Source organism: Mesorhizobium sp. M0136 (genome assembly GCF_040322515.1).
GTDB lineage: Bacteria > Pseudomonadota > Alphaproteobacteria > Rhizobiales > Rhizobiaceae > Mesorhizobium.
The window spans coordinates 262,508-278,337 of the sequence record NZ_JAMYTP010000007.1; the positions used below are offsets into that span (position 1 = coordinate 262,508).

Annotated in this window: 14 protein-coding genes, 1 pseudogene and 1 riboswitch; of the genes and pseudogenes, 14 read left to right on the top strand and 1 reads right to left on the bottom strand. The window is 67.2% G+C overall.

The genetic code is table 11. The features are described from left to right. Nucleotides 1–20: 20 nt before the first annotated feature. A riboswitch (cobalamin riboswitch) is annotated at nucleotides 21–224 on the top strand. Nucleotides 225–262: 38 nt separating this feature from the next. From NKJ35_RS11470 to NKJ35_RS11500, 7 genes are read left to right on the top strand one after another with little or no spacing between them, the layout of a single operon-like run. Then, nucleotides 263–697 (top strand): DUF1636 family protein, encoded by a 435-nt coding sequence (locus NKJ35_RS11470; protein WP_352647021.1) that lies wholly within the window; start codon nucleotides 263–265, stop codon nucleotides 695–697. Further along, a complete protein-coding gene (cobW, locus tag NKJ35_RS11475; protein ID WP_352647024.1) occupies nucleotides 694–1,734 on the top strand; it encodes a cobalamin biosynthesis protein CobW in 1,041 nt (346 codons plus the stop codon). Before NKJ35_RS11470 ends, cobW begins: the two co-directional genes overlap by 4 nt. A gap of 18 nt (nucleotides 1,735–1,752) precedes the next feature. After that, nucleotides 1,753–5,391, top strand: a complete 3,639-nt coding sequence (locus NKJ35_RS11480; RefSeq protein ID WP_352647026.1) for a cobaltochelatase subunit CobN — start codon at nucleotides 1,753–1,755, stop codon at nucleotides 5,389–5,391. Further along, entirely contained in the window at nucleotides 5,388–6,878 is a 1,491-nt protein-coding gene (cobG, locus tag NKJ35_RS11485) for a precorrin-3B synthase (RefSeq protein WP_502904627.1), read from the top strand. The genes NKJ35_RS11480 and cobG overlap by 4 nt, the downstream gene beginning before the upstream one ends. A 2-nt stretch (nucleotides 6,879–6,880) precedes the next feature. Then, nucleotides 6,881–7,513 carry a precorrin-8X methylmutase gene (locus NKJ35_RS11490; protein WP_352647028.1) on the top strand — a complete coding sequence of 211 codons (633 nt, stop codon included), beginning with the start codon at nucleotides 6,881–6,883 and terminating at the stop codon, nucleotides 7,511–7,513. Continuing rightward, on the top strand, nucleotides 7,510–8,268 hold the full coding sequence (locus tag NKJ35_RS11495; protein WP_352647030.1) for a precorrin-2 C(20)-methyltransferase: 759 nt from the start codon (nucleotides 7,510–7,512) through the stop codon (nucleotides 8,266–8,268). The genes NKJ35_RS11490 and NKJ35_RS11495 overlap by 4 nt, the downstream gene beginning before the upstream one ends. Then, nucleotides 8,265–9,029 carry a precorrin-3B C(17)-methyltransferase gene (locus NKJ35_RS11500; protein WP_352647032.1) on the top strand — a complete coding sequence of 255 codons (765 nt, stop codon included), beginning with the start codon at nucleotides 8,265–8,267 and terminating at the stop codon, nucleotides 9,027–9,029. The genes NKJ35_RS11495 and NKJ35_RS11500 overlap by 4 nt, the downstream gene beginning before the upstream one ends. Here the strand turns inward: NKJ35_RS11500 and NKJ35_RS11505 are convergent. Beyond that, nucleotides 8,993–9,775, bottom strand: coding sequence for a cobalt-precorrin-6A reductase (locus tag NKJ35_RS11505; protein ID WP_352647060.1), 783 nt, complete (start codon nucleotides 9,773–9,775; stop codon nucleotides 8,993–8,995). The two genes, NKJ35_RS11500 and NKJ35_RS11505, sit on opposite strands and share 37 nt — an antisense overlap. Before the next feature lies 1 nt (nucleotide 9,776). Here NKJ35_RS11505 and cbiE point away from each other — a divergent pair, with 1 nt between their 5' ends. From cbiE to NKJ35_RS11540, 7 genes and pseudogenes are all read left to right on the top strand, one after another. Next, nucleotides 9,777–11,018, top strand: coding sequence for a precorrin-6y C5,15-methyltransferase (decarboxylating) subunit CbiE (gene cbiE, locus NKJ35_RS11510; RefSeq protein WP_352647035.1), 1,242 nt, complete (start codon nucleotides 9,777–9,779; stop codon nucleotides 11,016–11,018). Further along, nucleotides 11,015–11,395 (top strand): cobalamin biosynthesis protein, encoded by a 381-nt coding sequence (locus tag NKJ35_RS11515; protein ID WP_352647038.1) that lies wholly within the window; start codon nucleotides 11,015–11,017, stop codon nucleotides 11,393–11,395. The genes cbiE and NKJ35_RS11515 overlap by 4 nt, the downstream gene beginning before the upstream one ends. Beyond that, nucleotides 11,392–12,156, top strand: a complete 765-nt coding sequence (gene cobM, locus NKJ35_RS11520) for a precorrin-4 C(11)-methyltransferase (protein ID WP_352647039.1) — start codon at nucleotides 11,392–11,394, stop codon at nucleotides 12,154–12,156. The genes NKJ35_RS11515 and cobM overlap by 4 nt, the downstream gene beginning before the upstream one ends. After that, nucleotides 12,153–12,959 (top strand): uroporphyrinogen-III C-methyltransferase, encoded by an 807-nt coding sequence (cobA, locus tag NKJ35_RS11525; protein ID WP_352477538.1) that lies wholly within the window; start codon nucleotides 12,153–12,155, stop codon nucleotides 12,957–12,959. Before cobM ends, cobA begins: the two co-directional genes overlap by 4 nt. Then, complete coding sequence (locus NKJ35_RS11530) at nucleotides 12,956–14,269, top strand: cobyrinic acid a,c-diamide synthase CobB (RefSeq protein WP_352647041.1); 1,314 nt, start codon at nucleotides 12,956–12,958, stop codon at nucleotides 14,267–14,269. The genes cobA and NKJ35_RS11530 overlap by 4 nt, the downstream gene beginning before the upstream one ends. Continuing rightward, entirely contained in the window at nucleotides 14,266–15,027 is a 762-nt protein-coding gene (locus NKJ35_RS11535; RefSeq protein WP_352647043.1) for an adenosylcobinamide-GDP ribazoletransferase, read from the top strand. The genes NKJ35_RS11530 and NKJ35_RS11535 overlap by 4 nt, the downstream gene beginning before the upstream one ends. A gap of 24 nt (nucleotides 15,028–15,051) precedes the next feature. After that, nucleotides 15,052–15,726 (top strand): annotated as a pseudogene (locus NKJ35_RS11540) (nicotinate-nucleotide--dimethylbenzimidazole phosphoribosyltransferase); the annotation flags it as partial. Nucleotides 15,727–15,830 lie beyond the last annotated feature (104 nt).

Consider the following 15,830-nt stretch of genomic DNA (forward strand, 5'->3'; position numbering starts at 1 on the left):
GACACGACTGCCTCCACAAGCCTAAATCCGTTCCAGACGGTCCCCTGCCCGCAACGGCAGGGGCCAAGAGGGAATGCGGTGCGAAATCTCGATTTCAAATCCGCGGCTGTCCCCGCAACTGTAAGCGACGAGCCAAGGCCGAAAACCACTGGGATATTCCCGGGAAGGCGGCACCAAGGCGATGACCCGCGAGCCAGGAGACCTGCCGTCTAGGACATAAGAATCCGATCGCCTGGCGGGTTTTCCGGGCAAGGAGCCTGATTTGGAACGCGACAGCAGTTTTTCGGCTGAGACAGCGGATTTATTGTCCGGCCCTGACGATTCCCTGGCCGGCGTTAGCGTCATCGTCTGCTCTTCCTGCCGTGACGAGACCGGTTCGGACGCTCATCCCCGCGCCGGCGAACTGCTCGCCGAGGACACGCGCCGCGCCGCTTCCGGCGAAAACATCAAAATCCGCACCGTCGAATGCCTCGGCAATTGCAAGCGCCGGCTCAGCGCCGCCATGCTGCGCGACGGCTGCTGGAGTTACGTCTTCGGCGACCTGACCGCGACCAGCGGCGCCGATCTCGTAACCGGCGCAAAGCTCTTCGCCACCTCGACGGATGGGCTCATTCCGTGGCGCGGCCGTCCCGATTGCCTGAAGCGCGGTCTGGTTGCCCGCATCCCTCCCCTCGACCTTTTGAAGGACTTGATATGACCGCTGCCTCCCTTTCGCGCGTCCCCTGCACCGTCGTTACCGGATTTCTCGGCGCCGGCAAGACGACATTGATCCGCCATTTGCTCGAGAACGCCAAAGGCAAGCGGCTGGCCATCATCGTCAACGAGTTCGGCGACATCGGCATCGACGGCGAGATCCTGAAGGGCTGCGGCATCGACACCTGCCCCGAGGAAAACATCGTCGAGCTGGCCAATGGCTGCATCTGCTGCACTGTCGCCGACGATTTCGTCCCGGCGCTCGACCAGATCCTGTCGCTGATGCCGAGGGTCGACCATATCCTGATCGAGACATCCGGGCTGGCCCTGCCCAAGCCGCTGGTCCAGGCCTTCCAGTGGCCGTCGGTCAAGAGCCGGGTGACCGTCGACGGCGTCATCGCCGTCGTCGACGGACCGGCGCTGGCGGATGGCCGCGTCGCCAACGACATGGACGCCCTGCAGGCGCAGCGCGCGCAGGACGAGACGCTCGAACACGACGATCCGGTCGAGGAAGTATTCGAGGACCAGCTCGCTTGCGCCGACCTGATCATCCTGTCGAAGAGCGACCTGATGGACGCAGCCGGCTCGGCCCGTGCCAATGCCGTCATCGGCAAGCATGTTGCGCGGGCGGTGAAGATCGTGCCGACTTCGCAAGGCAAGGTCGATCCGTCGGTGCTGCTCGGCCTCGGCCTCGCCGTCGAGGACGACATCGAGACCCGCAAGACCCATCACGACGACGAGCTCGACCACGAACATGACGATTTTGACTCGTTCGTCATCGACATCGCGTCCGTGTCCAACCCGGACGAGCTCGCACAACGCGTCGCCACGGCGGCGGAGGAAGAAAACGTGTTGCGCGTCAAGGGCTTCGTCGAGGTTGGCGGCAAGCCGATGCGGCTCCTGCTGCAGGCTGTCGGTCCGCGCGTCAACCACTATTACGACCGCGCCTGGACGGCTGACGACGACCGCCGCTCGCGCCTCGTCGTCATCGGTCTGAAAGGGCTGAACCGCCCGGCGATAGAGCGTATCCTCGCCGGCTGACCCCAGGTACGAGCCGCGATGCACATCCTCACCACCACATCCGCCTCGCTCGACGATCTCGCCGAGCCTGTCGATCTCAGGCAAACGCCTGCGGATGTCGTGGCCCTGTCCTTCACCGACAGCGACCTGGCCGGGCTGGCGGCGGCGTGGAAGGCGGATGCGGACCGCCTGCCCTCGATGCGGCTCGCCGCCTTGCGCGACCTGCGCCATCCGATGTCCGTCGACCTCTGGACCGAGAGCGTCGCCCGCGATGCCAAGGTCATTCTGGTCCGCATTCTCGGCGGCTACGAGTGGTGGCGCTATGGCTGCGACCAGCTCGCCGTTATCGCGCGAAATCGCGGTATCAAGCTGGCGCTCCTACCGGGCGAGAGCCACGACGAGGATTTGCGACTGATCGAAGGCTCGACGCTGCCGCGCGAGGAGTTGGACGCCCTGCTTGGCTATTTCCGCGAGGGCGGGCCGACAAATATGACGGCGCTGGTGCGGAGGCTGGCAAGTCTCGCTGGATCGGGTGCGGCGGTAGCCGAACCTGTTAGCGTGCCAAAGGCGGGATTTTACGAGCCGGGACTGGGGGTCGTCCCCCTCCCCCTCGAGGGGAGGGTCCGGCCGAAGGCCGGGGGTGGGGTCCTCTCCGAAGCGCGCCGACTCAAAGAGGCGCCGAGCACTGCCGCAATGACCCCACCCGGCCCTTCGGGCCACCCTCCCCTCAAGAGGGAGGGGGACGTCGTGCCAATTCTCTTCTACCGTTCGATGCTGCTCGCCGCCGACGTCGCGCCCATCGACGCGCTTTTCGAAGCGCTGAGCGCGCGCGGCATGGCTCCCGTGCCTATCTTCGTCTCCAGCCTCAAGGACCCGGCCTCACTCGCCTTTGTTGAAACCGCGCTTGCAGCGCTGAAGCCTGCCGCCATCATCACCGCCACAGCTTTCGCCTCCGGGGCCGAGCCGGGCGTTGAAACCCTGTTCGACCGCGCCGGGGTGCCGGTGTTCCAGGTCATCGTCGCAACCACCCGCCGCGACATCTGGCAAACCAATCAGCGCGGCCTGGCGCCGGCCGACCTTGCCATGCATGTCGTCCTGCCCGAGCTCGACGGCCGCATCCTGGCCGGCGCCATTTCCTTCAAGGGCGAAAGGGAAACCGATCCCGCATTGGCCTTCCGCGCCTTCGCCAACCGGCCAGAGCCCGACCGCGTCGCGCAAGTGGCGAACCGTATCGAGGCATTCGTGCGCCTGCGGCGGACGCCGCGCGCGGAACGCAAGCTCGCCATCCTGATCCCCGACTATCCGAGCGCCCCCGGTCGCACCGGCTACGCCGTCGGCCTCGACGTGCCGTCCAGCGTGCTGGCAATGCTGCACGATCTGAGCGAACAGGGCTACGCCGTTGAAAGGATTCCGCAAACGCCAAGGGAGTTGTTGGATTTGCTGGAACGGGGGAATGGTGGGCTGAGACTGGACGATTATCTCGCTCTTTCTGCAGAGTTACCGACTGCGGCACTCGCTGCCGTGGAGGCGGCATGGGGTAAGGCGGAAGATGAGACAGGTTCGCGCGAGGCGCCCCCCTCTGTCCTACCGGACATCTCCCCCTCAAGTGGGGAGATTGGCTGTTTCGCCGACGGTTCTACCTTAATACCGTCGGTAGTTGGCGAAAGCAGAAGTCACGGAGCAATCTCCTCCCTTGAGGGGGAGATGTCCGGCAGGACAGAGGGGGGTGTTCAAGCGCCTGCTGTCGCCAAATTCCGCTTCCGCACGGCCACGTTCGGCAACATCACCGTGGCGCTCGCCCCCGATCGCGGGCGCTCGGTCGACCGCCGCGCCGACTATCACGAACCGACATTGCCGCCGCGCCATGCGCTGGTCGCCTTTGGCCTCTGGCTGCGCCAGTCGCTCGGCATCCATGCAATTGTCCATGTCGGCGCCCACGGCACGCTGGAATGGCTGCCCGGCAAGACCGTTGCGCTCAGCGAAAACTGCTTTCCCGAAATCGTCACCGGCGCCCTGCCCGTCATTTATCCGTTCATCGTCTCCAACCCCGGCGAGGCAGCGCAGGCCAAGCGGCGCGTTGCCGCCGTCACGCTTGGCCATCTGCCGCCGCCGCTGACCGGCGCCGGGCTGGACGAAAACCAGCACAGGCTCGAACGACTGGTCGACGAATATGCCCAGGCCGACGGGCTCGACCGCCGCCGCCGCGACCGCCTGGCGAAGCTGATAGTCGAAACGGCGGAAAAGACCGGCCTCGCCTCAGAGGCTGGTGTCGCCAGGACCGACGCAGCCGACGAGGCTTTGCGCCGCATCGACGCCTGGCTCTGCGATCTCAAGGATTTCGCCATCAAGGACGGCCTGCACATTTACGGCCGCTCGCCGGAAGGCGAAGCTGATCCGGTACGGCGGCAAAGTGCGGCAGCTGAAAAAACCGCGCTGCTTGCCGCCCTCGACGGCCGCCACGTCGCTGCCGGTCCGGCCGGCGCGCCGGCGCGTGGCCGGAGCGATGTGCTGCCCACCGGCCGCAATTTGTTTACGGCCGACCCGCGCACCATGCCGACGCCGACCGCCTATGATCTGGGTAAGGCGGCAGCGGAAGAAGTCGTCCGCAACTACATGCAATCGCATGGCGACTGGCCGCGCTCGCTGGTCATCGACCTCTGGGGGTCGGCCTCGCTGCGCACCGGCGGCGAGGAGATCGCGCAAGGCCTGGCGCTGATGGGCTGCCGGCCGCAATGGGATTCAGCCACCGGCCGCATCACCGGCATCGAGGTGCTGCCGCCGGCAACGCTCGGCCGCCCGCGCGTCGACGTCACCTGGCGCATATCGGGCCTGTTCCGCGATATGTTCCCGACCCAGATCGCGCTGATCGACGCCGCGGCCAACGCCGTGGCGACCCGCGACGAGCACGATTCGGAAAACCCGCTGGCGGCCAGGACCCGCATCGACGGCAAGATCAGCCCGCGCATTTTCGGCACTTCGCCCGGCACTTACGGCGCCGGCGTCGAGGACATGTTGTCGAGCGGCGACTGGTCGGCGCGCGAAGAGATCGGCCGCGCCTATCTCGACGCCACTTCGCATGCCTATGGCGGCGCCGAGGGCGAAGGCATTTCGGCGCCTGGCGCGTTTGAGGGTCGCATCGCTGAGGCCGACCTTCTGGTTCATACCGGCGACGACCCCGGCCGCGACATCCTCGAAGGCTCGGCCGACGTCGCCTTTATCGGCGGCTTTTCGGCAGCGCTTGCCGCGCTCGGCAAGAACGCCGACGTGATCGTGCTCGACACCACGGACCCGCAAAAGCCCAAGCCGCGCTCGGTTGGTGAGGCCGTATCCCGGGTAGTTCGCGCCCGCGCGGTCAACCCGCGCTTCATCGCCGGCCAGATGCGGCACGGGCCGCGCGGCGCCTCGGAATTCGCCGAGACGGTCGACCGGCTGGTCGGCTTTGCCGAGACTACCCATGCCATATCAGGCACGCTGATCGAGGCCGTGCACGACGCCTATCTCGGCGACCCCGTGGTGCGCGCCTTCATCCTGCGCGAGAACCCGGCGGCGGCGAAGGTGATTGCCGAGCGTTTGCTGTCAGCACGGCGGCGCGGGCTCTGGCATCCGCTGCGCAACTCGATCGATAACGATCTCGCCGCACTGATTGCCGAAGCGCAAGCTCTGGGAGTGGCGGCATGAACGCTTTCTCGCGCCGTGGCGCCTGCCCTGCCTTGTCCGCGCCGATGCAAACCGGCGACGGGCTGCTGGTGCGGCTCAATCCGGTCGCTGGAGGACTGTTGCCGAAGTCGTTGACCGGACTCTGCGAATCCGCCTTGCGCCATGGCAACGGCATCATGGAAGTGACCGCCCGCGGCGGCCTGCAGATACGCGGCCTGACGCCGGCAAGCGCGCGGTTACTGGCGATGGAGGTCGATGCGCTCGGCATCGCCGTGCGCACCGGCGTGCCGGTCGAGACCGGCCCGCTGGCCGGGCTCGACCCGGAGGAGATAGCCGACCCGCGCCCGATGGCGGAGCGGATTCGGGCGGCAGTTGAGGACGCCGGTGTTACGCAACGCCTTGGCCCGAAGGTTTCGGTGATCGTCGACGGCGGCGGGCGGCTGACAATGGATGCGGTTACGGCCGACATACGACTGGCTGCGATCAGAACCGACGCGGGCGTCCGCTGGCTGATGGCCGTCGCTGGCGACGGGCAGAATGCCAAGCCTCTCGCCATGGCCGAGGAGGAAGCAGCCCGTGATATCGCCGTCGCGATTCTAAGGATGGTCGCCGAAAAAGGCCGCGACGCTCACGCAAGGGATTTGACGGAACGGCAGCGTAGATCACTCGCAAGCTGGCATTCCTTCGCGCCCCCCTCTGTCCTGCCGGACATCTCCCCCTCTAGGGGGGAGATCGGCAGTTCCGCCGACGGCCGTCCTTCTGCTGCCTTGGTATTTGGCGCGACTTCGGCGATTAGCGAAGGCGGAGACCAAGGTGCAATCTCCCCCCTAGAGGGGGAGATGTCCGGCAGGACAGAGGGGGGCGCCGTCGAGCGCCATCACCCGCTCATTGGCATCTTCAACCTGAGTAATGGCCACGCTCTCGGCATCGGCCTGCCCTACGGCAGCATGCCCGCGCAAAAACTCATCGGCCTCACGCAAGAAGCCATCGCCCTGGGCGTCACCGAAATCCGCCTCGCTCCAAGCCGCGCGCTGCTTTTCATCGGCCTTTCGCCAACCGCCTACCACTCGCTTCAGCAGACAGCCGCAACCCTCGGCTTTGTCACCGACGCAGCCGATCCGCGCACGAAAATCGCCGCCTGCCCCGGCGCACCCGCCTGTGCCTCCGGCCGGATCGCCACCCGCGACATCGCCGAGATCATCGCTGCAGAAAACCGCGACATCCTCGATTCCTCGCTGACGCTGCACATCTCCGGCTGCGCCAAGGGCTGCGCCCATCCCGGTCCGGCGGAGCTGACCCTGGTCGGTGGCGAAAACGGAGCCGGGCTTGTCGTGGACGGGACGGCAAAGGCATTGCCCGCCGGATACAGGCCGGGCTACGACGCCGCGCACGGCATCGGCCGCGTTGCAGCGGCGATCCGCAGCGCACGACATCCCGGCGAAACCGCTGCCGCCTGCCTGGCGAGGCTCGGCACGGCGGGCGTCGTCAAAGCTTACCGACAGGAATGAACATGACCGCCTACGACTACATCCATGATGGCACGGCGATCTATGAGCGCTCCTTCGCCATCATCCGCGCCGAGGCCGACCTGTCGCGCTTTTCCGAAGCCGAGGCCGACGTCGCTATCCGCATGATCCATGCATGCGGCCAGGTCGAGGCCGCGCGGCACTTCGTTTTCTCGACCGATTTCGTCGCCGCCGCGCGCACAGCATTGGGCGCCGGCGCGCCGATCTTCTGCGACGCGCAGATGGTCTCGCACGGCGTCACGCGCGCCCGGCTGCCTGCCGGCAACGAGGTAATCTGCACGCTGCGCGATCCGCGGACCGCCGACATCGCGAAAAAGATCGGCAACACCCGCTCGGCCGCGGCGATCGACCTGTGGGGCGAGCGCATGGCCGGTTCGGTCGTCGCCATCGGCAATGCGCCGACCGCCCTGTTTTATCTGCTGGAAAAGCTGCGCGACGGCGCGCCGAAGCCGGCGGCGATTATCGGCATGCCGGTCGGGTTTGTCGGTGCCGCCGAATCGAAGGATGCGCTGGCCGAAAATTCCTATGGCGTGCCTTACGCCGTCGTGCGCGGCCGGCTGGGCGGCAGCGCCATGACCGCCGCCGCCCTCAATGCATTGGCGAGGCCGGGCCTATGAATGCGATTGCAAAAGGCAGGCTTGTCGGCGTCGGCACCGGACCCGGCGACCCGGAACTTTTGACCCTGAAGGCAGTGCGCGTGTTGGCCGAGGCTGAAGTCGTCGCGCATTTCGCCAAGCGCGGCAACAACAGCAACGCGCGGGCCATCGTCGGCGCGCATTTTCGCCCCGATTTGATTGAACTGCCGCTGCTCTATCCGGTGACGACCGAGATCGACAAGGATCACAGCGATTACCGCTCGCAGATATCGGATTTCTACGAAGAGTCGGCCGAAAAGGTCGCCGCGCACCTAAGCGCCGGCAGGATGGTCGCGGTGCTTTCGGAAGGCGATCCGCTTTTCTACGGCTCCTACATGCATCTTCATGTCCGGCTGGCGCACCGTTTTCCGACCGAAGTCATCCCAGGCGTCACCGCCATGTCGGGCTGCTGGTCGGCGACCGGCCTGCCGATCGTCCAGGGCGACGACGTGCTGACGGTGCTGCCGGGCACGATGAGCGAATTCGAGCTGACGCGTCGCCTCGCCGACACCGACGCCGCGGTGATCATGAAGGTCGGCCGCAACCTGCCCAAGATCAGGCGCGCGCTGGAGGCAACCGACAAGCTGGCGCGGGCCATCTATGTCGAGCGCGGCACCATGCCGGGCGGCGTCTCGATGCGGCTGGCCGACAAAAAGGACGACCAGGCGCCCTATTTCGCCATCGTGCTGGTGGCCGGCTGGTCGGGCCAGCCAAGTGCATTGAGAGCCGAAGCATGAGCGGCCGCCTCACCGTCATCGGCCTCGGGCCCGGCAACGCCGATCAGGTGACGCCGGAAGCCAGCCGCGCCGTTGCCGAGGCAAAATTCTTCTATGGTTACAAGCCTTATCTCGACCGGCTCGATCTGTGCCCCGACCAGACCCGCGTCGCTTCCGACAATCGCGAGGAACTCGCGCGCGCCAGGGACGCGCTGCTGAAGGCTGCGGAAGGCCACGATGTCGCCGTCGTGTCGGGCGGCGATCCCGGCGTCTTCGCCATGGCGGCGGCCGTCTGCGAGGCGATCGAGGCGGGCCCACCCGAATGGCGCGCGGTCGACATCGCTATCGTGCCCGGCATCACCGCCATGCTCGCTGTCGCCGCCCGCATCGGCGCGCCACTCGGCCATGATTTCTGCGCCATCTCGTTGTCCGACAATCTGAAGCCGTGGGATTTGATCGAGCTGCGCCTACTTGCCGCGGCGGGCGCCGGCTTCGTGATCGCGCTCTACAATCCGATCAGCAAGGCACGTCCCTGGCAGCTTGGCCGCGCCTTCGAGTGCCTGACAGCGATCCTGCCCGGCACCACGCCGGTGATCTTCGGCCGTGCCGCCGGCCGTCCCGACGAGCGCATCGAGGTTTTTCTGCTGGCCGACGCCGATGCCACGAAGGCCGACATGGCGACCTGCATCATCATCGGCTCGCCGGAAACCAGGATCATCAAGCGGCGTGACAAGGCCGCGCTGGTCTACACGCCGCGTTCGGCAGCGGGCCCAAGAACATGACCGACCAGAAAATGATCGACCATAGCGGCAAGCGATTCGATGGTTTCGGCCGACGTAACGTCCGGCAACGCCGGCCTGCGGATCATCACCACCTCGATTCCCAGCGCTCGCGCCGCCGCGATCTTGCCGTAGGTCGCCTCGCCGCCGCTGTTTTTGGAAACAACGACTTCGATGCCACGGCTTTCGAGCAGCGCGCGCTCATCGACCTCATGAAATGGCCCGCGCGCCAAGAGATAGGCCGCGTCGGGCACAGCGAGCCTGGGCTCGACCGGGTCGACACTGCGAATGAGATAATGATGCCGGGGAGCTGCCTCGAAGGCGGCGACCTCCTGTCGCCCGAGCGCCAGGAATACACGGCGCGGCACCGATCCCAGCGCCTTGACCGCACCGGCAACGGTGTCGACCAGTATCCAGCGATCGCCTTCGACCCTCTGCCAGCCTGGGCGCCTGAACGCCATGATCGGCACGCCAGCCTCATGCGCAGCGTCCGCTGCATTGGCGGAGATTCGCGCCGCATAGGGATGCGTGGCGTCAATCAGCAGGTCGATCTTGTTCTGGTGGAGATACAACGCCAGCCCGCCGGCACCGCCGAAGCCGCCGACCCGCACCGGCACCCCCTGCGCGGCCGGGTTTTCGGTGCGACCGGCCAGCGACAGCATGACCGAAATATCCGCGCGCGCGGCAAGCTTGCCGGCCAGTTGCCGGGCTTCGGTGGTTCCGCCGAGGATCAGAATGCGGTGGGTCATCATGCCTGCTGAAGCTCCGCGCGGCGCCAAGCTCACCTCAAAGTGGCTTACGATCGTCGGCATCGGCGAGGACGGTGTAGCGGGTCTCGGCGACGAGGCCAAGCGGTTGATCGCTGAGGCCGAGTTCGTCTTCGGCGGCAAGCGCCACCTCGCCCTTGTCGCATCACTGATCAAAGGTGAAGCGCGCGCCTGGCCGACGCCCTTCGATGCCGAGATGCGCGACGTGCTGGCGCTCTCCGGCAGACGCGTCTGCGTGCTGGCCTCCGGCGATCCCTTCTACCACGGTGTAGGCGTCACCCTCGCCCGCAAGGTCGCAGCAGAGGATATGCGGGTGATCCCCGCGCCCTCGGCCTTTTCGCTGGCCGCCTCACGCCTGGGCTGGGCGCTGCAGGACGTCGAGACGGTCTCGCTGCATGGCCGCTCGCTCGACCTGATCCGGCCGTTGCTGCATCCTTGCACCCGCATTCTCGCGCTGACCTCGGACAGCGATGCACCGGGAGCGATTGCCCGTCTCCTGACCGAGCTCGGCTTCGGCGCTTCGCGGTTGACGGTGCTGGAGGCGCTGGGTGGGCCGAACGAAAGGCTGCGCTCGGCGAGCGCCGGCACCTTCGACCTCGCAAAGATCAATCCGCTCAACGTGCTCGCGATCGAAGTTGAATCGACTCCGCAAGCACCCATCCTGCCGCTGACAGCGGGACGTGCCGATCGTTTGTTCGAGCATGACGGCCAGATCACCAAGCGCGAAGTGCGCGCCGTCACCCTGTCCGCTCTCGCGCCAAGGCGCGGCGAACTGCTGTGGGACATCGGCGCCGGATCGGGCTCCATCGGCATCGAATGGATGCTGGCCCATCCTTCCATGCGTGCCATCGCCGTTGAGGCCGATCCGGCCCGCGCCGCCCGCATCCGACGCAACGCCGCGGCCTGCGGCGTTCCCGGTCTCGCCGTCGTTGAAGGTTCGGCACCGCAAGCTCTTGCCGGGCTGGAAACGCCAGCGGCGATCTTCATCGGCGGCGGCGGCAGCGATGCCGGCGTGCTGGAAAGAGCCATCGATGCCTTACCTGCCGGCGGCCGCCTCGTCGCCAACGCAGTGACCCTGGAGATGGAGGCACTGCTGCTTTCCCGTCACGCTGCGCTCGGAGGCGAGCTTACCCGGATCGCTATATCCCGTGCTTCGCCGGTTGGTTCGATGCAGGCCTGGCGGCCGGCTATGCCGGTCACCCAATGGAGTTGGGCCAAGCCATGATGGTCGCGGGCATCGGCAGCCGCAAAGGTGTCAGCGCACGCGACGTGCTTGCTGCGGTAGAAACCGCGCTGGAGGCGCACGGGCTTGCCCTGCCCGCGCTTTCGGCCCTCGCGACCGCGTCTCTCAAGCAGGATGAAGCGGCAATCTTCGCCGCCGGACGTGAACTCCGCCTCCCGGTAATCGTTGTCGAGCAGGACGAACTCAAAGCTGCATCTACGACCAGCCGTTCCGACCTATCACATGAGCATGCCGGCACGCCGTCTGTTTCCGAAGCCTCGGCGCTTGCCGCCGCCGGCAAAGGCGCAAAGCTGCTCGGGCCGCGCACGGTGCTCGGTGCTGTGACCTGCGCCATCGCGATCAGCGGAGATGCGGCATGACCGTCCATTTCATCGGCGCCGGTCCAGGTGCTGCCGACCTGATCACCTTGCGCGGCAGCCGCCTGCTCGGCAGTTGCCCCATCTGCCTCTATGCCGGATCGATCGTCGCGCCGGAGCTGTTGCAGCACTGCGCGCCCGGAACGAGGTTGATCGACACCGCGCCGATGTCACTCGACGAGATCGAGGGCGAATATCTGGCCGCCCACGCGGCCGGCCATGATGTCGCCCGCCTGCATTCCGGTGATCTGTCGGTCTGGAGCGCAGTTGCCGAGCAGATCCGCCGGCTGGAGAAGCATGGCATCCCTTATACGCTGACGCCGGGCGTGCCGTCCTTCGCCGCTGCGGCGGCAGCGCTGCGCCGCGAGCTGACCATTCCAGAAGTCGCGCAAAGCCTGGTGCTGACACGCATCTCCGGCCGCGCGTCAAAGATGCCGCCCGGCGAAACGCTGGCTGGCTTCGGCCGCACCGGCGCCACGCTGGCCATCCACCTTGCCATCCACGCCATCGACCGCGTCGTCGCCGAGCTGACGCCGCATTACGGCGCCGACTGCCCGGTCGCGGTCGTCTTCCGTGCCTCCTGGCCGGACGAGCGCGTGCTGACCGCCACGCTGGCCACCATCGAGGCGCAATTGGCCGCCGATCCGATGGAGCGCACGGCAATCATCTTCGTCGGCCGCTCGCTGGCGGCGGAAGGCTTTGGCGAAAGTTCATTGTATGACGCGCACTACCAGCGGCGCTTTCGCGGACGGGGCGGGTTGTGAGCGGCAGCAATAGAAACACTACGGTCGAGCAGGCGCTCACCCGGCTGGACTTCAAGCCGCGCCAGCTGGAGCCCGGTCATGTCTGGCTGGCCGGTGCCGGCCCTGGCGATCCCGGCTGCCTGACGCTGGAAGTGCTGGCCGCCCTCGGACAGTGCGACGCGCTGGTTTATGACGCGCTGGTCTCGCCCGCGGTCGTCGCCGTCGCCGAGGGCGCGGAACTGTTCTATGCCGGCAAGCGCGGTGGCAAACCATCGATGAAGCAGGACGACATTACCGCTCTGCTGGTTCGGCTGGCGCGCGCGGGCCGGCGCGTCGTCAGGCTGAAGGGCGGCGACCCCTATATTTTCGGGCGTGGCGGCGAAGAGGCGCTTGCGCTGGCCGGGAAAACCATCCCGTTCCGCATCCTGCCTGGCCTGACGTCCGGCCTCAGCGCGCTGGCCGCCACCGGCATTCCCGGCACCATGCGCGGCATCAACAAGGCGCTGATCCTGGCGACCGGTCACGCCGCCGGCACCGATGACGACCTCGACTGGGCGGCCATCGCCCGTACCGGCCAGCCGGTGGTCATCTATATGGGCATGGCCAATCTGCCACTGATCGCCGCCTCGCTGCTCGAGGGCGGGCTGGCGCCTTCGACGCCCACCGCGGTGATTGTCGCTGCGACGACACCGCAGGAACGGATCGTCGTCGCCACGCTCGCCACCATTGCGGAAGAGGCAGCAGCCGCCGGTCTGACCTCGCCGGCGCTGATCGTCGTCGGCGGTATTGTCGCTATGCGTGCGGCACTGGCGGGCGAGCCATGACCCGCGCCATCATCATCGGCGCGCCGCGCTCGGGCTCGGGCAAGACCAGCGTCACCATCGGCATTCTGCGCGCGCTCGCCCGGCGCGGCCTGAAGGTGCGCGGCGCCAAGTCCGGCCCGGACTATATCGATCCCGGCTTCCACACCGCCGCCACAGGCTTGTCCGGCATCAACCTCGACAGCTGGGCAATGCCGCCCGCCCTGCTTAACGCACTGGCCGGCGAAGCGACCGAAGATGCCGATTTTATCTTCCTCGAAAGCGCCATGGGCCTGTTCGATGGAATTCCGGCTGCTCCGGGCCGCACCGGCTCGGCCGCCGACCTTGCCCGACTTTATGGCCTGCCGGTGCTGCTGGTGCTCGACGTTTCCGGCCAGTCGACCACGGCGGCGGCCGTTGCCAAGGGCTTTGCTACTTATGACCCCGATGTGCGCATGGCCGGTGTCGTGCTCAACCGATTGGGCAGTGAACGCCACCGCCGACTGTGCGGCGATGCCATCGAAGCGCTCGGCTTGCCTGTGGTCGGCGCTATCCTGCGCGATCCCTCGCTCAACCTGCCCGAACGTCATCTCGGCCTCGTTCAGGCCGGCGAATATGAGAATCTGATGGCGCATCTCGACCGGCTGGCCGATATGGTCGAGCACTCGCTCGACCTCGACGCCATCATGGCTCTGGCGGCGCCATTCACGCCCGCGCCGGGCAATTTCGGCGACGCGCTGCCGCCCCCCGGCCAGCGCATTGCACTCGCCGAGGACGCCGCCTTTACCTTCCTCTATCCGCACGTTGCCGCGCATTGGCGCAAGGCCGGCGCCGAGATCGTCCCATTCTCGCCGCTCGCCGATGAAGCGCCCGGCGACAATTGCGATGTCTGCTGGCTGCCCGGCGGCTATCCCGAGCTCCACGCCGGCCGCCTCGCCGCCGCTGCGAATTTCAGGGCGGGCATGGCGAGGTTCGCCGCCACGCGGCCGGTGCATGGCGAGTGCGGCGGCTTCATGGTGCTCGGCGAGGCGCTCGAGGACGCATCGGGCGAGACGCATCGGATGCTTGGCCTGCTCGGCCATTCGACCAGCTTCGCCAAGCGCAAGATGAATCTCGGCTACCGCGAGGCGCGGCTGCGGTCCGGCTGTCCGCTCGGCAGCCAAGGCACGCTGATCCGCGGCCATGAGTTCCACTACGCGCAGATGGTTGCGACCGGCAATGACGAGCCGCTGGCCGATCTCGCCGACGGGCAAGGCAACCCGCTCGGCGCCTCCGGCTACCGGCGCGGCAATGTCAGCGGCACGTTCTTCCATGCCATTGCGAGGGGCGGATGAAGGCCTCGCAACAGCAAATTCTCGATGATATCGCGCTTTGCATCGTCTTCTTTACCCGGCTGCCGCTGCCGCGAGCCGACTTCCGTGGCCGAAGCCTTGCCGCTGCGATCTGGGCTGCACCGGTCGCCGGTCTCGCCGCCGCTATGGCCGGTGCGCTGGCCTACGCGGTCGGCACGAGGCTGGGCCTAGCCGGAGGTCCTGCTGCAGCGTTCGCCCTTGCCGCGATCTTGCTTGTCACCGGCTGCCTGCATGAGGACGCGCTGTCGGATGTTGCTGATGGTTTTGGCGGCGGCAAGACCCGCGACAGGAAACTGGAGATCATGCGTGACAGCCGCATCGGTGCCTACGGCGCCTGCGCGCTCGGCATCTCGCTGCTGATCCGCTGGAGCGTGCTCTCTGGATTCGCCGGCCCAGCCCACGTGTTCTTGGCTTTGATTGCCGCGCATGCCGCCTCGCGCGGCCTGCTCGGCGCCTTCATGCACCTGCTGCAGCCGGCCCGCAGCGACGGCCTTTCGGCCGAAGCGGGCACCGTCTCGGCTAAAACAGCTGGCATCGGTGCCGTACTCGGTGCGGTCGCGCTGTTGGCGCTTGGGTTCGGCGCTGCCGTTTTCGCGATCATCCTGCTCGGTCTGTTATTCGCCGCCTTCCGCGCGCTTTGCCTCAATCAGATCGGCGGCCAGACCGGCGACACCGTCGGCGCCCTTCAGCAGCTGGGCGAGATCGCAATCCTGCTCGTCGCTTCCATTTCCCTTTCCTGACTCTGTTTCGGAGATTTTGCCCCCATGCCTTTCAAATCGCTCGATGAACTGCGCGCCGCCTGCCTCGGCCTGCCCATTGGCAGCGACGCCGCGGCCAATGCCGTCGCCCGCCGCCAGGACACGCTGACCAAGCCGCAAGGCAGCCTTGGCCGGCTGGAGACAATAGTCGCCTGGCTGGCGCGCTGGCAGGGCCGCGACATGCCAAAGCTCGACCGTGTCAAGGTCTTCGTCTTCGCCGGCAATCACGGCGTCACCGCGCAAGGCGTGTCGGCCTTCCCGTCGGAGGTCACCGTGCAGATGGTGGCGAATTTCGCCGGCGGCGGCGCCGCCATCAACCAGCTTGCCCGCATCGCCGGCGCGGAGCTGGACGTCATCCCGCTTGATCTGGATCATCCGACCGGCGATTTCACGCAAGACGTGTCGATGGACGACGAGGCCTTCCTCGCCGCTGTCTCGGCCGGCTACGACGCGGTCAGCAAGGACCTCGACCTCGTCTGCTTCGGCGAAATGGGCATCGGCAACACCACGCCGGCGGCGGCCATCTCAACCGCGCTGTTCGGCGGCGGCGCCGAACGATGGACCGGGCGCGGCACTGGCGTCGACGATGCCGGCCTCGTGCGCAAGATCGTCGCCATCGAGGCCGGCCTGAAGCGCCACGCCCCGGCGCTGGCCGATCCGCTGAAGCTCGGGGGGGGCCGGCGGGGGCCGCGGGGGGGGGGGGAGGGTGGGGGGCCCCGGGGGGGGGGGGATCTGGGGGGGGGCGGGTCGTGGTGGGATTAACATAAGCCGGCGCCCCCGACCGG